Annotated in this window: 16 protein-coding genes and 1 pseudogene; 8 read left to right on the top strand and 9 right to left on the bottom strand. The window is 39.5% G+C overall.

Features of this window, described 5'->3' with window-relative positions; all coding sequences use genetic code 11:
• Nucleotides 1-40 precede the first annotated feature (40 nt).
• Both ACM0OS_RS11215 and ACM0OS_RS11220 read right to left on the bottom strand, forming a co-directional pair.
• A complete protein-coding gene (locus ACM0OS_RS11215) occupies nucleotides 41-625 on the bottom strand; it encodes a Uma2 family endonuclease (protein ID WP_414543294.1) in 585 nt (194 codons plus the stop codon).
• Between the two features lie 106 nt (nucleotides 626-731).
• Nucleotides 732-1,370 carry a peroxiredoxin gene (locus ACM0OS_RS11220; protein ID WP_414543262.1) on the bottom strand — a complete coding sequence of 213 codons (639 nt, stop codon included), beginning with the start codon at nucleotides 1,368-1,370 and terminating at the stop codon, nucleotides 732-734.
• Nucleotides 1,371-1,534: 164 nt separating this feature from the next.
• On the opposite strand from ACM0OS_RS11220, the gene ACM0OS_RS11225 reads away from it, so the two are divergent.
• The 4 genes and pseudogenes from ACM0OS_RS11225 (at nucleotide 1,535) to ACM0OS_RS11240 (ending at nucleotide 6,327) form a co-directional block, all read left to right on the top strand.
• Nucleotides 1,535-2,644 (top strand): extracellular solute-binding protein, encoded by a 1,110-nt coding sequence (locus tag ACM0OS_RS11225; RefSeq protein WP_414543295.1) that lies wholly within the window; start codon nucleotides 1,535-1,537, stop codon nucleotides 2,642-2,644.
• Between the two features lie 169 nt (nucleotides 2,645-2,813).
• On the top strand, nucleotides 2,814-3,542 hold the full coding sequence (locus ACM0OS_RS11230) for a hypothetical protein (protein WP_414543263.1): 729 nt from the start codon (nucleotides 2,814-2,816) through the stop codon (nucleotides 3,540-3,542).
• A gap of 14 nt (nucleotides 3,543-3,556) precedes the next feature.
• On the top strand, nucleotides 3,557-4,681 hold the full coding sequence (locus tag ACM0OS_RS11235) for an extracellular solute-binding protein (RefSeq protein WP_414543264.1): 1,125 nt from the start codon (nucleotides 3,557-3,559) through the stop codon (nucleotides 4,679-4,681).
• 186 nt (nucleotides 4,682-4,867) lie between these two features.
• A pseudogene (locus tag ACM0OS_RS11240) lies at nucleotides 4,868-6,327 on the top strand (cation:proton antiporter).
• A 227-nt stretch (nucleotides 6,328-6,554) separates the two neighbouring features.
• On the opposite strand, the gene hpsP reads toward ACM0OS_RS11240, so the two are convergent.
• The 5 genes from hpsP to glmM all read right to left on the bottom strand — a co-directional run bounded on the left by hpsP (nucleotide 6,555) and on the right by glmM (nucleotide 13,289).
• A complete protein-coding gene (gene hpsP / locus ACM0OS_RS11245; protein ID WP_414543265.1) occupies nucleotides 6,555-7,751 on the bottom strand; it encodes a hormogonium polysaccharide biosynthesis glycosyltransferase HpsP in 1,197 nt (398 codons plus the stop codon).
• A 47-nt stretch (nucleotides 7,752-7,798) separates the two neighbouring features.
• On the bottom strand, nucleotides 7,799-8,980 hold the full coding sequence (gene hpsO, locus ACM0OS_RS11250; RefSeq protein WP_414543266.1) for a hormogonium polysaccharide biosynthesis glycosyltransferase HpsO: 1,182 nt from the start codon (nucleotides 8,978-8,980) through the stop codon (nucleotides 7,799-7,801).
• 27 nt (nucleotides 8,981-9,007) lie between these two features.
• On the bottom strand, nucleotides 9,008-10,000 hold the full coding sequence (gene hpsN, locus ACM0OS_RS11255; protein ID WP_414543267.1) for a hormogonium polysaccharide biosynthesis glycosyltransferase HpsN: 993 nt from the start codon (nucleotides 9,998-10,000) through the stop codon (nucleotides 9,008-9,010).
• Nucleotides 10,001-10,087: 87 nt separating this feature from the next.
• A complete protein-coding gene (hpsL, locus tag ACM0OS_RS11260) occupies nucleotides 10,088-11,737 on the bottom strand; it encodes a hormogonium polysaccharide biosynthesis protein HpsL (RefSeq protein WP_414543268.1) in 1,650 nt (549 codons plus the stop codon).
• A 79-nt stretch (nucleotides 11,738-11,816) separates the two neighbouring features.
• Complete coding sequence (gene glmM, locus ACM0OS_RS11265) at nucleotides 11,817-13,289, bottom strand: phosphoglucosamine mutase (RefSeq protein WP_414543269.1); 1,473 nt, start codon at nucleotides 13,287-13,289, stop codon at nucleotides 11,817-11,819.
• Nucleotides 13,290-13,834: 545 nt separating this feature from the next.
• Here glmM and ACM0OS_RS11270 point away from each other — a divergent pair.
• The 3 genes from ACM0OS_RS11270 (at nucleotide 13,835) to ACM0OS_RS11280 (ending at nucleotide 16,275) form a co-directional block, all read left to right on the top strand.
• The gene (locus tag ACM0OS_RS11270) at nucleotides 13,835-14,551 is read left to right on the top strand and encodes a heme oxygenase (biliverdin-producing) (RefSeq protein WP_414543270.1); all 717 of its coding nucleotides are present in this window, start codon (nucleotides 13,835-13,837) and stop codon (nucleotides 14,549-14,551) included.
• A 190-nt stretch (nucleotides 14,552-14,741) separates the two neighbouring features.
• Nucleotides 14,742-15,782, top strand: coding sequence for a cobalamin biosynthesis protein CobW (cobW, locus tag ACM0OS_RS11275; protein WP_414543271.1), 1,041 nt, complete (start codon nucleotides 14,742-14,744; stop codon nucleotides 15,780-15,782).
• A gap of 22 nt (nucleotides 15,783-15,804) precedes the next feature.
• Nucleotides 15,805-16,275 (top strand): ABA4-like family protein, encoded by a 471-nt coding sequence (locus tag ACM0OS_RS11280; RefSeq protein ID WP_414543272.1) that lies wholly within the window; start codon nucleotides 15,805-15,807, stop codon nucleotides 16,273-16,275.
• Nucleotides 16,276-16,366: 91 nt separating this feature from the next.
• On the opposite strand, the gene ACM0OS_RS11285 is transcribed toward ACM0OS_RS11280, so the two are convergent.
• Both ACM0OS_RS11285 and ACM0OS_RS11290 read right to left on the bottom strand, forming a co-directional pair.
• On the bottom strand, nucleotides 16,367-17,065 hold the full coding sequence (locus ACM0OS_RS11285; RefSeq protein WP_414543273.1) for a Crp/Fnr family transcriptional regulator: 699 nt from the start codon (nucleotides 17,063-17,065) through the stop codon (nucleotides 16,367-16,369).
• A 43-nt stretch (nucleotides 17,066-17,108) separates the two neighbouring features.
• The gene (locus tag ACM0OS_RS11290; protein WP_414543274.1) at nucleotides 17,109-18,500 is read right to left on the bottom strand and encodes an amidase; all 1,392 of its coding nucleotides are present in this window, start codon (nucleotides 18,498-18,500) and stop codon (nucleotides 17,109-17,111) included.
• A gap of 228 nt (nucleotides 18,501-18,728) precedes the next feature.
• On the opposite strand from ACM0OS_RS11290, the gene ACM0OS_RS11295 reads away from it, so the two are divergent.
• Nucleotides 18,729-20,219 carry a hypothetical protein gene (locus ACM0OS_RS11295; RefSeq protein WP_414543275.1) on the top strand — a complete coding sequence of 497 codons (1,491 nt, stop codon included), beginning with the start codon at nucleotides 18,729-18,731 and terminating at the stop codon, nucleotides 20,217-20,219.
• Nucleotides 20,220-20,225 lie beyond the last annotated feature (6 nt).

The raw sequence follows: 20,225 nt of genomic DNA on the forward strand, positions 1-20,225 counted from the left end.
TTCTTTGTGTCCTACCCTGCGGGTTTAAAAAAGACAATGACTACCAAACTTTATTCATATTCAAGGTAAACCCAGGTAAAACAGATTCACCGCTAAGAATATCAGGATTATCTAGACATTCTCTTGCTTGTCCAGGACGATAAATATAAACTTGATGATTTTGTCGATCAATTAACCAGCCTAATTTTATTTCTGGTTCTTGCATATATTCCTCCATTTTTTCCTGCAAAAGTTGGAGGCGGTCACTTGGTGATTTCAGTTCAATAATAAAGTCTGGACATATGGGGGCAAATTTTTGTTTTTGTTCTGTGGAAAGACTATTCCACCGTTCTAGTTTCATCCAGGAAGCGTCGGGAGAACGTTCCGCACCTGTTGATAGTTTAAATCCTGTACTGGAGTCAAAACAAATACCCGTACCGTCTTGTTCTGACCAGACATATAACTGTCCAGCAACGTTAAAGTTGCGATTACCTGTTTCTGTACCTGTCGGTGGCATAATTGATATTTCTCCCGATTTATTCCGTTCAATGCGTAAGTCACGGTTAAACTGACAGAACTCAAAGAATTGTTCGTCTGTCATTTGGATTGAAGGTGGAAATTGCAGCACTAAAGGAGAAGAAAACATCATGCTGTCCCAACTAAGCTTTAAGTTTATTTTCACGCAAAAACGCAAGGACGCCAAGATATAACTTCGCGCCTTTGCGTTTTCAACAAAAAATCATTTTGCAGATTTATTTGTTAGGCTGAGGAGTCATCCGTAAATAGGGTTTGATTTCCTGGTAGCCTTTGGGGAATTTTTCTTTGAGTACTTCTGGATCTTTGAGTGAGGGGACAATTACACAATCTTCCCCATCTTTCCAGTCAGCTGGTGTGGCTACGCTGTAATTATCGGTTAATTGCAGTGAATCAATTACCCGCAATAGTTCATCAAAGTTGCGTCCAGTGCTGGGAGGATAAGTGAAACTTAAACGTAGTTTTTTGCTGGGATCAATTACGAAAACAGAACGGACTGTAACACTAGCCGCAGCGTTGGGATGAATCATATCGTAAAGGTCAGACACTTTACGATCGCCATCTGCCAAAATTGGATAGTTGAGAGTGGTGCTTTGAGTTTCTTCGATGTCTCCTACCCATCCTTTGTGGGATTCAACATCATCAACGCTAAGTGCGATCGCTTTGACATTACGCTTGTCAAATTCTGGCTTGAGTTTAGCAACTGTGCCTAATTCGGTGGTGCAAACCGGTGTGAAATCAGCAGGGTGAGAAAACAGCACTACCCAGCTGTCACCTGCCCATTCGTAAAAATCTATGTCGCCATGTGTTGAGGCTTGCGTAAAGTTGGGTACTGTATCACCAAGACGGAGAGTCATGCGAGATTCCCTGTAATTTAGAAAGGCATATGTATTCTACTTTGCCATCATGACATAAATCACCGATTCTCCTATCGGCATTTCGTCGTTTTTAACAAAATTTTAATTTGTCAGTGAACTATCAATACCGAAATTATTATACAGGCTTGTGGAGCAGTAATGTGATGATTCTTCAAAAGCCTTTATTTATCAAGTGCTTAACACCAGCCTCTTGTCTTTTGGCGCTTGTGGCTTGTGGGGGTAACTTCAATTTAGCCAGTAACTTGAATCAATTGCCAGTCCAAGTTTTGGTGGGTAGTGCTTTGGTAGACTTTTGCCAACAAGCCGCACAAAATTTTCATGCTACACAACCGCGACTAGATAATGGTAAGGCTGTGCAAGTGAGATGTGACGCTAGAGGTAGTGGTGATGTTGTTAACCAGTTAGTTTCTTTAGCGACTCAGCTAAGAAATGGGACATTGCAGGCTGATGCAGTTGATTTTCCCACAATTATTTCACTTGATGGCGATATCTATCACAGTCAAATGATTTACCACATCAACCAACTATTTCCTGGACAAAGGTATATTCCAAGTATTACCGAATCACCACTGATAGCGCACACACCAATGGTGTTCATGGACCAAAGCGATGTAGCTGAAAAACTACGTCAAGGTGGTGACATTTTCAGCATTAACTATGTGCAAACTGCACCAACTCTTTCCAATTCGGGATTGCAAACTTTAGTCGCCCAATATGCCCGTGTATCGGGTAAATCTCCTGAAGATTTAACGCTGGCTGATGTACAACAATTACAGCCACAAATGCAAAAAATCTACAGCCAGATTTCCGCTTACAGAGGTTCTACTCGTTCTCTATCCGAAGCAATTGCCAAAAATGGTCAATTTGGGTCTGTAATAGCTTCAGTGTATGAATCGAGTGTGATTGCTGTCAATTCTCAATTACCAGCAAGACAGCCACGCTATGAGGCAGTTTATCCCGCAGCCACATTCATATCAAATATGCGGGCAATTGTGCCTAATGCACCGTGGGTAAGTGCAGATGAGAAGGCAGCTGCTGATAAATTTATTATTTATTGGCGATCGCCTGCTGTACAGCAAATTGCTACTGATTTAGGCTTACGTCCGGGAACCCCTGGAGTGGCTTTAGGTGACAAGTTTACCCCAGAATTTGGTGTTGACCCACAAGCCAAGTATGATTCATTACGTCCTCCATCCCCAGAAGTTGTAGAAGCTATGCTAAAAGCTTGGCAGGAAGCGACTCAGAACCCATAAATATAATTGCTATATTACAAGGTGATACTATTTTAGATTTTGATTTAGAAATAGTATTCTTAGTAGAGGCTTGGTAAAAGTAGTCACGTTCTTTTGGCAGATTTACGTAGATTTAACTGGAGTTTACGGATAATACTTTGTCGATAAATAATTACTAAGTGTTAAAATTATGAAATTGGCAAATCCATTGTATTATCCATTATCTGTCTTGATTGGCAGTATTGTTTTATTCATAGGAGTGCGTTTAGTTCAACTACCTAATCAAATTATTATTCCTTTGTCAATTGGTATATCTTTGTTTTTCGCTAACTTCTTTCAATATCGAGAACCCAAATATTTTGAATTAGATAATCCTGAGTTAGAACAGGAAATTACGGCAGTGCAAATTGCTGCGTTAACTTTAGCCAATCGAGCCAATGAACTACGTTTAGAAGCCAAAAATTTGTTAACTATAGCCGAACATGAGAGACTATTAGCCACCATAGAAAGAAGTTGCGATCGCGCCATTGAATTGCCAGGAAAAATTCGGAATATAGTTTGGTATTTATATGGTAGTAATTCTCTAGTTTCTGTTGGTTCATTGCAACGGCAATTGACAGAAATACAACAAAAAAAGATGCGGCTAAATTCTGGATATTTAGAAAAACAACACTTAAGTAAACTTGCAGAAAACATCAAACGCAACATTAAATTAGCTAAAAAAGGTGAAGATACTCGTCTATCAAGGATTTTTACTATTTATCATTTAATTGAAGATTATACTGTAATTTTAGAACGTTATGATGATAAATTGAGTGACGCTAACTTAATAAATTTAGAGGAACTTCAAGAGTTACAACTACTTGGTGATGAACTTAAAAGCCTAGAAGAAATTATTGATTTATTAGTTCGTAAATAAGCCAGAATACACAAATGATATATGGTGAAAACAAGTCAAAATTACTCAAAATTATTACCTCATGCACAATTATTTTAATAACATTAGTTATCACATATATTCCGATTGCGATTCCTGGCCTACAGCAAAAATTAGTCATTGTCAGTGGGACTGAACTACAAGCACCACTGCAAACATTAGAGGCAAAATTTAGGCAAAGTAATCCACAAATTAAATTAGAGCTAAAGTTTCAAGGTTCCCAAGAATTGGTGAACAGATATATTAATAAAAGAGATGATTTCCAACCAGCAGTTTTAATTCCCGGAAATGGAGAAATTTTAACAGATATAAGCGATCGCCTGCGTGCTATTTACAAAAGCGAACCTTTTTATGACTCTCCTCAACCCATAGCAAAAACCATGTTAGTAGGTATTGCTTGGCCAGAAAGGGGAAAAATTCTCTTTCCTAATGGCCGCTTTCAATGGTCAAAAATTGAACAAGCAATGCAAGTAATTAATTGGGGAAAAATAGGCGGTGCTAGTAGTTGGGGTAGCTTTGATTTTGTGATGACAGATCCTACCCGTTCCAATAGCGGTCAATTGACTTTAGATTTATGGATAAAATCAGAATCAGGAGTAAGAATTAACAGCACAAGTTTCATCAATTTATCTGTGCGATCGCTATTGAGTTTAATTAAAAAATCTGTTTATCAACCACCCCGTTCTACAGATATTCTTCTACAAGAATTTATTGTCAAAGGTGCAAACCAAGCTGATATCGCTACAGTCTATGAAAGCGTAGCCCTGCATCGTTGGCAACAATCAATTGCGACTCAAGGTAAACCTTACCAAATTTATTATTTAGATCCGTCAATGGAGACTACCGCCACAGCTGCAATTATCCGTCCTAATGTCGATGCTAATACAGCCAATGCTGCCCGAAAATTTCTAGATTTTCTCACTCAACCAGAACAACAAGCGGTATTTGTGCAATATGGTTTTCGTCCGGTGAATGATACTGTCGATGTCACAGCCGTAGCCAATAGTCCGTGGAATCAGAATATTCCCGGTGCTGAAGTTCAGCCAAATATCACACTTTTACCAGCACCAACTTCCCAGGCGATCGCCGAAATTCAACGGTTGTGGGAAAGGGTTGATTAGGGACTGAGAATTGAATCACTCATTTTGAGATTGGTGTCAAAGATGAGTTCACACTATTCATCTTAGACTAGTAAAAGTAGGAAAAATTGCAAGATTCATTTACGAAATCTATCTATAGATATTTTATACAAACCAGCAATTACCACTAAACTGACAAAGTTATCTTCAGTTTATATATATATTTACATGGTAGATATTTACATTCTTGATCTACTAATTATTGGTCTACTGTTACTAGGAGTTACACTAGGCTCAGGCTGGATTAAGCGCTTACCACTTTCTTTCGCACTGATATATCTATTAATGGGTATACTTTTAGGCTCTGAAGGCTTAGAAATGATCCAACTGAGAGAAAATAATGTATTTAATGCCAAAGTACTCGAAAGATTAACAGAATTTGTCGTGATTATTTCTGTATTTAGCTGTGGGTTGAAAATCATTAATCCTTTACGTTTGAGATTGTGGAATATTACAGCACGACTGATTGGGTTTTTAATGCCAATGACTATCTTGGGATTGGCAATTGTCGGGCGATTATTTTTAGGAATGAACTGGGGAGAAGCGATTTTATTAGGAGCCATTCTTGCACCCACTGACCCAGTATTAGCTTCAGAAGTCCAAATAACAGATATTAATGACAGAGATGAGTTACGCTTTGGTTTAACCTCTGAAGGCGGTTTAAATGATGCTTTGGCTTTTCCCTTTGTTTATTTTGGGCTTTATGCCATTAAAGATAATAATTGGAATAACTGGTTTAGAGATTGGTTAATCGTTGATTTAATTTGGGCGATCGCATCTGCTATTGTCATGGGTTTTCTGATAGCTAAATTAGTTGTTTGGGTTGATGAAAAGATTCAACAAAAACATTTTGTTGATGTAGTTATGGAAGATTTTATTGCCATTAGTACCATTTTAACCCATCTTCCGCACCCTAAACTGTCACACAACGAAAAATGGTCGTTTGGGGGTTTGGGATTAGCGATCGCCACCTAAGATTTCGACCTTTTTGTATAAAAAACATCCTAAAATGAATTCAAAAATACGAAATTACCGATTGTGACACCGGGGGGTGCGGAATGTGGGTTTTAATTACCTATTTTTTAACAGAAATCATCAATGGTTATGGGTTTTTGGCAGTATTTGTAGCGGGTGTAATTTTCCAAGACAGTTACAAAAATCCTGATAAACCAATGGCACAATTAGAATTTATTGAGCGGCTAGAAAAATTATTGGAAATAGGCACAATTCTATTATTGGGAAGCATATTATTATGGCAACCAATATTTAATTATGCCTCTCAATCTTTAATAGTTATAGTTCTATTATTCTTTGTAATTCGGCCTGTAGGAGCGTGGATTAGTACAATGTATCAACGTCCCTTAAACTCCCACCGTCGTATTTTTCATCCTGAAACCCGTTTCTTATTTGGCTGGTTTGGTATTCGTGGTGTAGGCTCTTTATATTATCTTGCCTATGCGTTTAGTCATGGTTTAACAGGAGAGGTTAGTGAACAAATATCTTGGATAACTTACACCACTATTGTAGTTTCTGTAGTTTTACATGGCATTTCTGCTACGCCTTTAATGAATTGGTATGAGCATAAATTTGCTACAAAACAATCTCTTAATCACACTAACATCAGCTAATTAAGTAAGTCGGCGAGAAAAAATCAAACTATGTTAAGCAATGTAAAATAATTAAAATTCATTTCGTAGTCAGCGGCTCTAGCCCTTATTTGAGGACTAAAGTCCTCACCCTACGGGTTCGTTAGTCGCTCATGGGGGAAACCCCCAAGACCGCGCTAACTCACTACAAAGTTTTAATTATTTACTTCTTCCTACTTAGAAGATAATTCTAAATATTAGACTTTAAATTAGTTGGTTAATATTTGTTGATAGGCTGAGACAATTTGACGAGCGATCGCACCCCAGCTAAAATGCTGCAAAGCATATTTTTGGGCATTTAATCCCCGGCGTTGGCGTTCTTGGGGATTTTGCAAAGCTGCTTGCAGTAATTCTACTAATTCTGACACATCAGTTGCACCCACCCACCCCGATTCACTATCATGTACCTGCTGCCAAATATGCACCTGGTCAGAAATAACCACAGGTATCCCTGCTACCATCGCCTCAGCGACAGCAATACCAAAGTTTTCATAGTAAGAAGGTAAAACAAATAAATCGGCAGCTTGCAGTAAACTAGCCTTTAACTCGCCACTGACAAAACCTGTAATTGTAGTGTGCGATCGCAGTGGTGAATTGGCAATCTGAGATTTGATTTTTTCTTCATAATCTGGGTCTTGAGGATTTGTCCCAGCCAAAACAAAATGAAAATTACATCCTGCAACTAACAGCTTTTCTAATGCAGGAATCAACAAGTCTAAGCCTTTTTTCGGGTCAATGCGCGACATAAATAATACCAAAGGTTTATCCGCTGGTATTCCCCAGTGACCATATACTTGATTCTTCTCATCTCCCCATCCCCCCATCCCCCCATCACCTTCACGGGGAACCACACCCAAAGGAATCACCCAATCTTGGGTAACCACACCAAAACGTTCTGATATTTTGGCTTCTTGATCACTGGTAAAATGAATTGCTGCTGCACCAGCTAAATTACGACGTTCTATAAGTTGCACATAAAGCTGTTTTAATTGGCGTTTCTTGCGTAAATCAGATGGATCAAGAGTACCCAAAGGACGCAAAATATAAGGTAGCTTTTGCTGACGACAAACAGTCGCCGCCGCACTACTTACAGGAGAGAATAACGCATGAATATGCGCCACATCAAACTCCTGAGCGTGAACCTTTAACCAGCGTAATAAATCAAGAGAAAACTTATAACGCCGAAATGGCGCACAACGAAAATAAATTATTTCATAACCATCTTGTTGCACCGGACAATTCAAAGGAATATCCAGAGGTGCTTGTCCAGAATCACCATTACTATCAGTAGTCAAAATTGTCACTTTTTCCCCCTCCCTAGCCAACGCCGCAGCCAACCCCATTACCATTTGACTAGGGCCACCATAAACCAGAGAAATTGAAGGAATAATTTGTAAAACTTTCATGCAATCTTCTTTGCGCTTTTGCGCCTTTGCGCGAACTTTTTTAAAACTTATTTCACACCGCCATTCACCAACTCTCGATAAAACGCCAACTGCTGCTTTGCCAAAGCCTTATTAGTATATTCAGCCATTGCTTTTTGATAACCCCTTTCCCCAATACTTTGAGCAAAATCTGGCTTTTCCATTAATTGCCATAAACAATTAGCCAATGCTTGCGAATCACCTTCAGGAAACACCAAACCAGCATCACCAATTACATGAGGAATTTCCCCAGAATCCGAACCAATTACTGGAACTTGACAAGCCATCGCCTCAATTATTACATGGCCAAATTGTTCCTTCCAACCCACAGAAGTTAAGGTTTTAAACTTGTAAGTCGTTTCTGAAGGCAGTACCAACGTACTCATTAAATTAATATAATTAGCAACTTCATCATGAGGCACACTTTCTATAAAAATCAACCGTTCGTCAACATTATTTTCCCTAGCAATTTTGATTAATTCATCTTTTAGTTCTCCCCTACCTAAAAGTAATAATTTCCAGGATTTATTTTGTAAAATTATTAATGATTTCAGTAAAGTTAATAAACCCTTCTCTGGCACAAAGCGCCCCACAAAACCCACAACAAAATCATCTAATTTTAGACCCAATTTAGCCGCCAACTCTGGTTGAGGTTTGGGAGTAAACAGTGTTTCATCTATACCCAGTTGTGGCATAACTTTAATTGGCCCATCATAACCCCTTTGTTGAAGAATCTCTGCCCCATCTTGATTACCAGTAATAATGCCGTGACTATGCTTAAGGTTATATTTTTCTAATAAAGCAACTGGTAATTTTAGTATATATGGCAAATTCCACCAAGTAAAAAATATATTTTTTGCCTTCAATCCCAATAACTGATTGAGAAAAATCATCTGAGAATAAGACAATCCTCTAGATCCTTGTTCTACTTGGATGATATTAGGACGAAACCGATTTAATAAAGATATTAAATCAGCACCAAAAGTCAGCAACGCTTGATGATTTTGACTAAAATTAGTAACTGGAACGATTTTAAAGTTACCTTCATCCCGGTATTGAGTTGCAATAACTTTATTTTGTACCCCTCCAGGTTTCCAAGTTTTGGGTACTACAACTGTGACTTCAATATTGGGTTCTAATTGAGCTAAAGCACGTAATTTTTCACAATTCAGATCCACAATATAGGAGTGACTAGCAACTAAGATTTTCATATTGAGTAATTATTTAGTTGTTCACTGTCAGTTATTTTTGATTAATGACTGATCTAAACGAGTATAAATTTGACCATCATTCCAGATTGATTGGATAATAGTACCTAAAGCTTTGATAAAACCCAAAGTATAGAAAATAGCGCGAGTGGCAACTTTTACAGGTGAACCACTTTTATTACAAGGTGGCCGTCCGAGGACGTGACAATCAAATAAACGGGCATATAGCCGTAAAGCCTGAATAGTATTGAGGTTTTTTAGCGCCATTAAAAAATGATTGTGATAGAAGGTGAGTTGATACTTGAGCGATCGCATACTAATATCATGACAACCCCCAGTTTCTTCCCCTAAATGGACTAAATAAGCCTCTGGGTCATACCAAATCTTATATCCCGTCTGTCGTAGCCGCAAACAAAAGTCTGACTCTTCGCGCACCGCACTACCGCGAAACCTTTCATCAAACTTCAGACCATATTTAGTAAAAATTTCCCGGCGAAACGACATATTGCAACCCCTGGCTGTGAGTACTTGCTGGGGTTTGATTGTGTGAACTAAATCAATATGATACCAAGCGATTCCTGGGTCCATTGCTTGGGGAGGCAAATATTCAATCTGTAAATCTCCGCCAGAATCACTTAACTTACCTCTGTCAAATACCCTTCCAGCCACCGCCCCCACCTCAGGATGTTGTTGATAGTTTTTGGCATGGGCTGCTAAAAATTCTGGAGTTAATTTGACATCATCATCAATAAATAAAATTATTTCACCTACTGAGCGCCGCACACCATAATTACGTGCGCCCGGTAAACTCGCCCACTCGAGGCGAAACCATTTAATTTTACCTGCTGCGGCGGTTTCTTCTAAATAAGCTTGAACTTCTGGTTGGTGGTTGGGGGATTGATCTACTACCAAAACTTCAAAGTTGCCATAATCCTGATTCAGAACATCTATAATACTGTCTCTAAGGATTTCTTCTCTCCCGTAGGTGGGGATAATTACGGAAATCAAAGGCAAATCATTCATGTGTTTTTATATAAAAATAAATTTGCGGTTGATCATAAAATTATCGGCCGTTGTCATTTTTTTCACCTGCTATAAAAATAAAATCCCTTAAACTTTGAAGTGTAAAGTTTTTTTCTTGGTAGTTTCTACAGTTGCGGCATTTTTGTTTTCTTGCTTCTCTAGTGCTGGCAATTTAAACAGTACTCCAGCAAAAAACCAGTAGTATACAGCTACCGGATCGACATCTAAAGGATAATAGTAAGTGTTGTAGCTAATAAACAGTATAAACACCCACATAGCTGCGCCGTAAGTGCGGAAATTACGGTTTTTGATGGAACGATACGTTTTAAAGGTAGTAATTGTCAGGGTGGTAACAAAACCTAAAAATCCCAGTACTCCCAGAATACCGACTTCCCATAACACCTTAGGGTAGTATGTTTCTACTAGTTTAGTTGAACCCAAAGCACGCGCAGAGTTAGTTGCTCGACCCAAACCACTACCTATGGGGCTTGCTACATTTTTCCAGTTTTCCTCAAATTGTTGGACGATAAACTCTTCTGGTGGTGAAGCTTCCCAACGACTAATAAAACTATCTGTTCGCTCTTGTACAATTTCTGGGTTACTAATCATCGCAATTCCTAGTATGAGAGCCAGTCCCACGCCAATGGGAATAAAACGTTGCAGGTTACGAACTTGTCCAGTCAGCAGTAGCAAAATAACGAAGCAGACGGGGACTAAAGCTAAAGCAATTCTCTGGCCAGAGATCACTGAATTAATAAAGACTGATGCCAAAGAACCTAAACCTAACAGTCGCCAAAGAAGGGAGGGGTCAGTGAACCCTGTTGCAAAGGCAAAAAAGGTACTAGAAATCAAAAACCATGCCCATTGCCAAGGCGCGACAAATGTCCCTGGGAGGCGAATTACTCCCTGGCTAGGGCTATAGAGTAGGGAACCACCAAAATAACACCTGGCTTCTAATGTGGCTCGAAATAAGTCATTGCCTGTGGCATTTCTCGTACCTTCACATACTCCAGTTAGTAGTAACAAGTATTGAATAAATCCCAGGGCGCAACAGGTGAGGATGAGGACAATTTGTAGGCGGGATAAAAATAAAAAGTCTTTTTTATCACGAATTAAATAGTAAGCACAGCCAATTAATGGTACATAACCTAAAAATACTTTCAGCCCCAGAATACCCATCGCTAAAGGCATTTCATTGGGTGGTGTTTGAAAAGGTCTTAGAGGAGGAGGGTTAAACTGTTGTCCACCATTGATAAATATCAGCGTTAACAGGCACAAACCTAATAAAATAAATAGTGGTGTTTTAATTGCTTTGTTAGGTATTAAAGGTAGGTTTTTTTGACGACAAGATTGCCAAAAAGCAATCAAAGCCGGAATATAAAAAGCATCTTTAGCTAATTGCAGGACGGGACTATTGCCGATGTAATAGGTGATAGTACCCCCAAAAGGCATATAAATGAGAAAAGCGAATAAGGCTTGACGGGGATATTTATAGGAAAATGACAATATCAAAATTGCCAACACACCAGGAACAGCTGTTTTAATTCCGCCTACGAAAAAAAGGATAATGCCAAAAAAGATACTAGCAAAACCAGATGCCGTCAGTAGGGTGGTAAATTCTTGACGTGCTTGGGCTGCTTTACGCTTTTGGGTTAACCGTTCTTTGAGAGTAAGAGTAGGAACTTCCTGTTTCTTTTGTTTTTTGGCACTTTTCGATTTTGGTTTAGTTTTTGGCATATTTCAGGATGAAATTATAGATTTGGGATTTGAGACTGGCAATTAATCCCAAATCCGGTTCTCCCAAATCCAAAATACCTTATTGTGCTAAATGTTGCTGGACTTGAGAGACTAATTCATTTGTCCAGTTGTTAGCTAGTTCAGCATTAGCGGCTTCTACCATGACTCGAATGACTGGTTCTGTACCAGAAGCCCGAACTAAAATTCTCCCAGCATCACCCATTGCTGTTTCGGCTTGGGCGATCGCTTGTTGTAAGGGTTCACAATTTTGCCAATTCAAGCGGCGATCTCGATCTACCACTCGCACGTTCCGTAATAATTGGGGATAAGTCTCAAAGCTTTGATCTACCATTTCGCCCAGGGAAACACCAGATGCTTTGACTAAAGCTGCAATATGTAAAGCCGTTAACAAGCCATCACCAGTAATTCCGTAATGACGGCAAAGGATATGACCAGATTGTTCACCACCCAGCATTCCCCCAGTCCGCAGCATTTCGGCTTGTACGTATTGGTCACCGACGGCTGTCCGAATTAATTGACCACCCTGGGTTTGCCAAGCCCTTTCAAAGCCTAAGTTGGCCATGACGGTGGACACAATTAAGTTATCTGGTAGTTGTTGCTGTTGTTGTAGGTGGCGTCCCCACAAATAAAGAATGTAATCGCCATCTACTATCCGTCCAGTGTTATCTACAGCTAAAACGCGATCCGCGTCGCCATCAAAGGCAAAACCCAAGTCGGCTTCATGTTCCCGGACTGTGGCTTGCAAAATATCTAAATGTGTAGAACCGCACTCAACATTGATGCGATCGCCATCGGCTTGATTATGTAAACATATTACCTCTGCTCCCATTTCTGTAAATACAGATGGCGCTAACCCAACTGCTGCACCCCAGGCTACATCCAAAACAATCTTCATTCCCTGAAGACTTGCCTGATTTTGCAAAGATTGTTTTAACGCTTCACCATAATTACTGATTAATTCCCCACGGGAGTAATGTCGTCCACAAGCATTGATGCTACCGGAAATTGTCTGGCCGCGTAGTCCTGCTTCAATTTCTGCCTGCAATGCTGGCGATAATTTAGCACCAGCCGCCCCAAAAATTTTAATCCCGTTGTCTTCTGGTGGATTATGACTGGCAGAAATCATCACTCCACCTACAGCATCAGTGATGCTAGTCAGGTAGGCCACAGTAGGAGTAGGACATAACCCCAAATACCAAACCTCTAACCCGGCGGCTGTTAACCCTGCACTTAAAGCCATTGCCAGCATATCGCTAGAGTTTCTCGAATCCTGTCCTAGAATTATTGGCCCGATGTGACTAGCATGATTTCGTAAAACTATACCCGCCCAAAAACCCACTTGTAACGCTAAGGGCGCATTCAGTAATTCTCCTACACGTCCCCGAATGCCATCTGTGCCAAACAAAGGATTAGCTGGTAGTGATGCTAAGTTAAGCCCAAAATTGCTATCAAGACTTTTTGCCGATTTATAAGATTCGGATACCGAATTGGCTCGAATTTCGTTTTGAGTCCGAATTAGAAATGAGACCATAAGTTTACACTCCCCACACAATCAAATTGGAAAATATCACTGTACACGTTAATTCAGCAATTGCATCTGAGATAACTGTTTTTCTGTAATATATACTTGTTTTCTCTTTTGACTATGAGTTTACTAGAATTGTTTTCAGTAATTTTACACAAAACAATCCTGATGGGTGGTAAATATTTGATAGGGAAGTATTTTTGTTGATTTATATAAATTTCGATTTAATTCTTTCCGGCGATAGTTATCAGTGACAACATGGCAATTTAATTGCAGGTAAAAAAATTGCGAATATCACCAATAGTAGGCAAGATTGACGGAAAAACTCTAACTAAGCTCAGGATGAGCCAAATTTAATTAAATCCCTAACGTATATCTGCCAATAATACTGAGCCTGGAAAACTTGTAACAAAAATACAAATTCAGCGTACTTAAAAAATTTTAATATAAGTTCTCATCAAATAGTTTTAATGTAACTTTTTAATGGCATTTTTTAGCCATTCGTAACTCAAGACTTCGGCAGTTAACCTTTTAAAGTTGAGAAATTTAGTATGAGCAGCAATTTAGCAACCAAATTACGTCTAGGTACGAAAAAAGCCCATACAATGGCAGAAAATGTAGGTTTTGTCAAGTGCTTTTTAAAAGGAGTTGTAGAGAAAAATTCTTACCGGAAGCTAGTTGCTAACTTTTACTTCATCTACTCCGCAATGGAAGAGGAGATGGAAAAACACCGTCAGCATCCAATTATTGGCAAAATTAACTTTACCCAGCTTAACCGCAAGCATACTCTAGAGCAAGACTTAAGTTACTATTTTGGTGCCAACTGGCGCGAACAAATCAAACTATCGCCAGCGGGTGAAGCTTATGTGCAACGCATCCGCGAAATCTCGCAAACCGAACCGGAATTATTGATTGCCCATTCTTATACTCGCTATTTGGGTGATTTATCTGGAGGACAAATCCTCAAAAACATTGCCGTCACAGCAATGAACCTGTCTGAAGGGCAAGGTACAGCCTTCTATGAGTTTGCAGATATTCCCGACGAGAAGGCATTCAAAGCCAAATACCGTCAGACTTTGGATGAACTACCCATTGATGAAGCCACAGGCGATCGCATTGTGGATGAAGCCAACTCTGCTTTTGGCATGAACATGAAAATGTTCCAGGAATTAGAAGGCAATTTAATCAAAGCCATCGGTGTCATGCTGTTCAACAGCCTCACACGTCGTCGCGCCCGTGGTAGCACCGAACTAGCTACTGCTGAGTAAATTTTGGTCAATCGATTTTTGTAAAAAATACTTGGGGCAACTGCCTTGGGGTCATCTGAAGTTAAACAGGCGATCGCGGGGAAGTTGCCCCTGATGCTGTTTTGGTATCCTGATTTCCCAGATCTGCCGCAATCAGTCAAAATGCAAAGAGATGCAAATTATAATCTCTAGGCAAAACTCTGATTAAACAATGGCTACCAAAATTCCTGTCACAGTAATTACAGGCTTCTTAGGCAGTGGTAAAACCAGCTTAATTCGCCACTTGCTACAAAACAACCAAGGACGACGGATTGCTGTTTTAGTCAACGAATTTGGCGAACTCGGTATAGATGGGGAGTTATTGAAATCCTGTCAGATTTGCCCCGAAGATGGTGATGATACCAGTAACATTTTTGAATTAACCAACGGCTGCTTATGTTGCACCGTACAGGAAGAGTTTTATCCCACCATGCAAGAATTAATCAAGCGTCGGGATAGTATTGACTGCATTTTAATTGAAACTTCTGGGTTGGCTTTACCAAAACCCCTAGTGAAAGCTTTTCGCTGGCAAGAAATTCGCGCCGCCGCTACAGTAGATGCGGTGATTACCGTAGTCGATTGTGCAGCCGTAGCCGAGGGAACATTCGCCAGCGATCCAGAAGCGATCGCAGCACAACGGCAGGCAGATGATAGCCTAGAACATGAAACACCATTGCAAGAACTATTTGCAGACCAACTTGCTTGTGCAGACTTGGTGGTATTGAATAAAACTGATTTAGTAGATGCAGCAACAAAAACGCAAGTAGAGGAATTAATTAAACAAGAGTTACCCAGAGTAGTGAAGATTGTGGAGAGCGATCGCGGTAAACTCGATGCATCTATTTTATTAGGATTTCAAGCCGCAGTTGAAGATAATTTAGATAGTCGCCCCAGTCATCATGATACTGAAGAAGACCACGAACACGACGAAGAAATTACCTCAACTCATGTAGTTTTAGATCGCGCCTTTGACCCCGAAAAACTGCAACAAACATTGCAAACACTGGCGAATCAACAAGAAATTTACCGCATTAAAGGCTTTGTAGCCGTGCCAAATAAACCTATGCGTTTAGTGATGCAAGGTGTAGGCACCCGATTTGATAAATTTTATGATCGTCCTTGGCAACCACAAGAAGCCAGAAAAACTAGCTTAGTTTTCATTGGCCGTGATTTGAAATCTTCAGAAATCGAATTACAACTAGTAGCTTTATAATTTGTTTTTTCTCCCCAAATCTATGACAATTACTCAACTATTTAACATTGCCAACATTTTTGTTGTGCCTTTTTGGTTATTAATGATTTTCCTGCCTAATTGGAAAGTGACACGGCGGGTAATGGAATCATATTTGCCTTTTGTGATATTGGCTGGCGCATATTTGTATTTATTTGTCAGCAGTATTACGCCAGAAAATGCCCAAGCTTTATCTAATCCTCAATTAACAGATATTGCCAGATTTTTTGCAGATGAAACAGCTGCTGCCACAGGTTGGATTCATTTTCTCGTGATGGATTTATTCGTTGGTCGTTGGATATATTGGGAAGGGCAAAAAACAGGTATCTGGACAATTCATTCTATTGCCCTATGCTTGTTTGCTGGCCCTTTAGGTTTACTATCTCACGTTGTCACCTACTGGATTACTAAGGTATTTTTTCCCGGTTCACAAACAAGTGAAGCTGTCGCAGAAGAGGCAGTATCATCAAATTGATGATTATTAATACTCCCTGGTAATTAAGCCTATTTAAGCCCCTTTCCGCGTGGGAGAGGGGTTGGGGAAAGGTTCTTAGTGAGTCCTATTCTCAATCGAGGTTTCCAGAAGCGATCGCCTCTAATTTATCACTATCCAATATCATAATTTTGCCACCCCGACTATAGACGACTACTGACTTTAAACTTTTAATTAACCGCACACATTCTTCGTAAGTAATGCCAATACTCCGAGCCATGCGATAGTAAGATAATTTAATTTTTAAAGTCTTACCTTGGGCGCTAATTTCGGTTCCTGATGTGGTAGCAAAATATTGGATTAATCTAGCCAGGCGTACAATTGCTCTTTCCGAAACTAATCCGTGTACTGTTTCATGTAATTGCTGAATACGAGTGTTAAAAACTATCAACATCCGTAAAGCAATTTCTGGTTGATTTTGAATTGCTTGCAGTAAAGCATCACGTTGGACGGTGAGAATTTCACAATCAAATTCAGCAGTCACGGTTGCAGGTGAAATGCCATTGCCTAAAAGTGCAGGCGCAGCGAAAATTTCCCCAGCACTTAGCCCACGTAAAATGGTTTCTTTCCCTGTGGTGGCTATTTTGGTAACTTGAATTGAGCCACTAACAACAGCATATAACTTTGCTGGTAGGCGATCGCCTTCATGCAGGACAATTTCTCCTTTGCGGTATTTTTGCACATGGGCGTAAGGTTGCAATTTTACCTTGTCTGCTGTTTCTAAACCGGCAAAAACAATAATTTGTGAGAGCTGTTCTAAAGATGGTTGCATCAAAAATCCTACTCCCTACTCCCCACTCCCCAGTCCCTAAGTCTTACAACGCTGGCCGATGTTGAATCCAAGGATTAGCTGCTTCGATTTGCGCTGCGAGACTGATTAACGTGGCTTCGGCGGCGGGTTTGCCTATTAGTTGCACACTTATGGGTAAACCATTGCTATCAAAGCCTACAGGAAGTGCGATCGCAGGTTGTCCAGTAGCATTAGCACCAGGACAAGGTGCCACCCAGCGCATAATGTTAGCGAATGTCTCTTCTGGACTTAAATTGGCCCATTCTCCGACACGGATGGGTGAATGCAGATAAACTGGCAATACCAGCACATCTACGGTATCGAAAAATGCCACAATTTGCCTAGCTACTATTTGCATTTGGGAAATTGCTTGCAAATACTCTCCCACGGAACCTGTACGTGCCAACAAGAAACGATTTACTGGCTGTAATGCTTCCGCCGGAATGCCTGATGCTGCTACTCCAGCTTGCCAAACGACTTGAAATGGTTCTACTAACCCACTGAAATCTGGGCATTTCTCTTCAACTGTATGCCCAAATTGTTCTAATAATTTGACTGTTTGTAATACGCCTTGCTGACAATTAGCGTCAGCTTCTCCCAAGGGAGGAATATTCGTACTAAAGGCAATTCGCAAATTACCGAGTTTTTCTTGAGTAGCAGCGAGAAATGATGGTTCTGGATCGGGTAACCAGTAAGGATCACCTGTAACGTAGCCAGACATAACATCTAATAAAGCCGCCGCATCTGCTACAGTCCGTCCGATGGGCCCATTAGTCGCAATCCCCGCCACGCGATCGCCTACTGGTGCATGAGTAACTCTACCTCTGGAGGGTTTGATTCCCACTAAACCACAGCAAGCCGCAGGCCCCCGCACTGAACCACCACCATCAGAACCTTGAGCGATCGCACATAATCCTGCGGCTACAGCTGCTGCTGCACCACCACTAGAACCGCCTGGGGTGTATTCCAAATTCCAAGGATTTCTGGCTGGGGGGAATCCCATCGGTTCAGAGTAAGGAAAAGAACCAATTTCTGAGGTGGCGGTTTTACCCAGAATAATAAATCCGGCTTGTTTAATTCGGGTGACTACCCCATCGTCATAGTTAGGGATATTTTGCATTAATGCTGGATTGCCGTAGGTACAGGGTACACCTGCTACAGCATTGAGGTCTTTAATGGAAATCGGTACACCAAAAAATGGCGGTAATTCTGAGGTAGTGGAGAGTGTTTCGGTTTTGGCTTTAGCATCTGCGATCGCTAAGTCTGCTGTTACCGTAAAATAACTTCCCAATTGGGGATTCAGCAATTGAATTCGTTCTAAATATAATTCCACCAACTCTAGCGGCGACACTTCCCGATGGCGAATTAGGCGCGCTAACTCTAATGCTGGGGTAAAAGCTAAATCAATTTTATTCATAGGTTAGTTGATGGTGATTGTGTCGGCGACTGAAATTTTTAAACGGCAGTTGTTACTTTATGGAAATTTTCGGGCATTATGAACCTTAGTAGATCCTGAAAATTGTCAATCAATCAGGAAGTTGAGCTTTAATAGGCGAGATTTAAACTTTTACTCAAGTTATCAACTCGCTGCATAGTCATTTTAATTGTTTCACATAAACTTTTGACAAATCCCCACGGGATATTTATGACTGATTTAGACAAAAATCTTCATGAACTGCCAAAACTCGTTTCTAGCCTCAAGCTGAATCTTGGTAATTCTCATGAAATCATGCCACAAGTTGTTTTAGTTAATAATATTCAAGATGAATTACACAATATTCAACAAATTATTGCTCAAGAAATCAAACTTATAAAACTTAAAAATAATTCTGTTGCGACAATTCCACGTCTGGGTACAGTAATCACTTTGTTTTTTCCTAATATTGATTTAGGAGATACAAAGATTAATGCCATGACAAGATATATTACAGCAAAATTTGGCAAGCCAGAAAAAGAAATATCAATTAGTGACTTACAAGCCAAAATTGATGGTTGGATTGAATGGGGTGATTTTATTCAGGTAATTTCCGCAGACATTTTAAGTGATACTCAGTTAGTAAATCAACTAAATGCGGATATTAATTATTTCAGCTTACCTACACAAATTAAAAATATTCACGAAAGCCTCAAAATTAACTTAGCTTTTACCGAGCCTAAAATATTACAACAGCAAATTCAACAAATCAGCAATATTCATCAAGAGATATTACAAGTACAGCAAAGAATAACTCATGTTATCACTACTATTAAAAATAGTCGTAGTTTATTAAATATACTTATAGGTATATCATCTTTTTGTGGTAATTCTGGTTTTACATTAGAATGGTTAGATGATGACCAAGAATTGATTATTTCTAGTGATGGTAAATTTCATGAATTAACAGATATTTTAAATGATTGTGAATTATTACAGCAAGAAATTGATCCTTTAATTATTAAAATTAACGCTTTAACAAAGCAGGCAGAACAATCACTGAACAATGTTGACCAAAAAACTGAGCAAACACCAGTTATTAATCATCAACCAAATAATATAGTACCCAAGATTGCCTCACAAAAAAAATTCCATTCGACTTTTCTCATTGCTTCAAGTTTAGTAATTCTAAGTTTTGGTAGTTGGATGATTAAAAACCAAATATCATATATGCAAAAAACAGTTGAAAGTTCTAATCAAGAAGCAATTGCATCTACCAATTTTAATTCTGCACTCAATCTAGGATTAGAAGCCTCTGCTTTAGTACAAAATCCCCCACTACCCTTGGAAGTTTGGCAGCAGGCAGAAAGCAAATGGCAACAAGCAATAGACTTGTTAGTAAGTATTCCCGAAGGAACATCAGTTTATCCTCCCGCAGCAGATAGATTAGTGCGCTATCGTTTAAACCGGATTGCTATCAATGAAAGAGCATTAAATGAAAAAAAAGCCGGAGAAAAATTAAGAGATGCTCAAAAGTTAGATACAGAAGCTACTTTCTTTGTGAAAAACTCGCCTCAATCTGTTTTAGCTTTACAGCAAGCAAAAAATAAATTGCAAGCAGCCATCAAATTATTAGAAAGTATTCCTCAGAGTACATCTGTGTATCAACAAGCTCAAGAAATTATGCCTATTTATAAAAGTAATTATGCAGCTATTAAGTAAACTAAT

It is taken from the genome of Nostoc sp. CCY0012, from assembly GCF_963920855.1.
Lineage (GTDB): Bacteria > Cyanobacteriota > Cyanobacteriia > Cyanobacteriales > Nostocaceae > Cyanocohniella.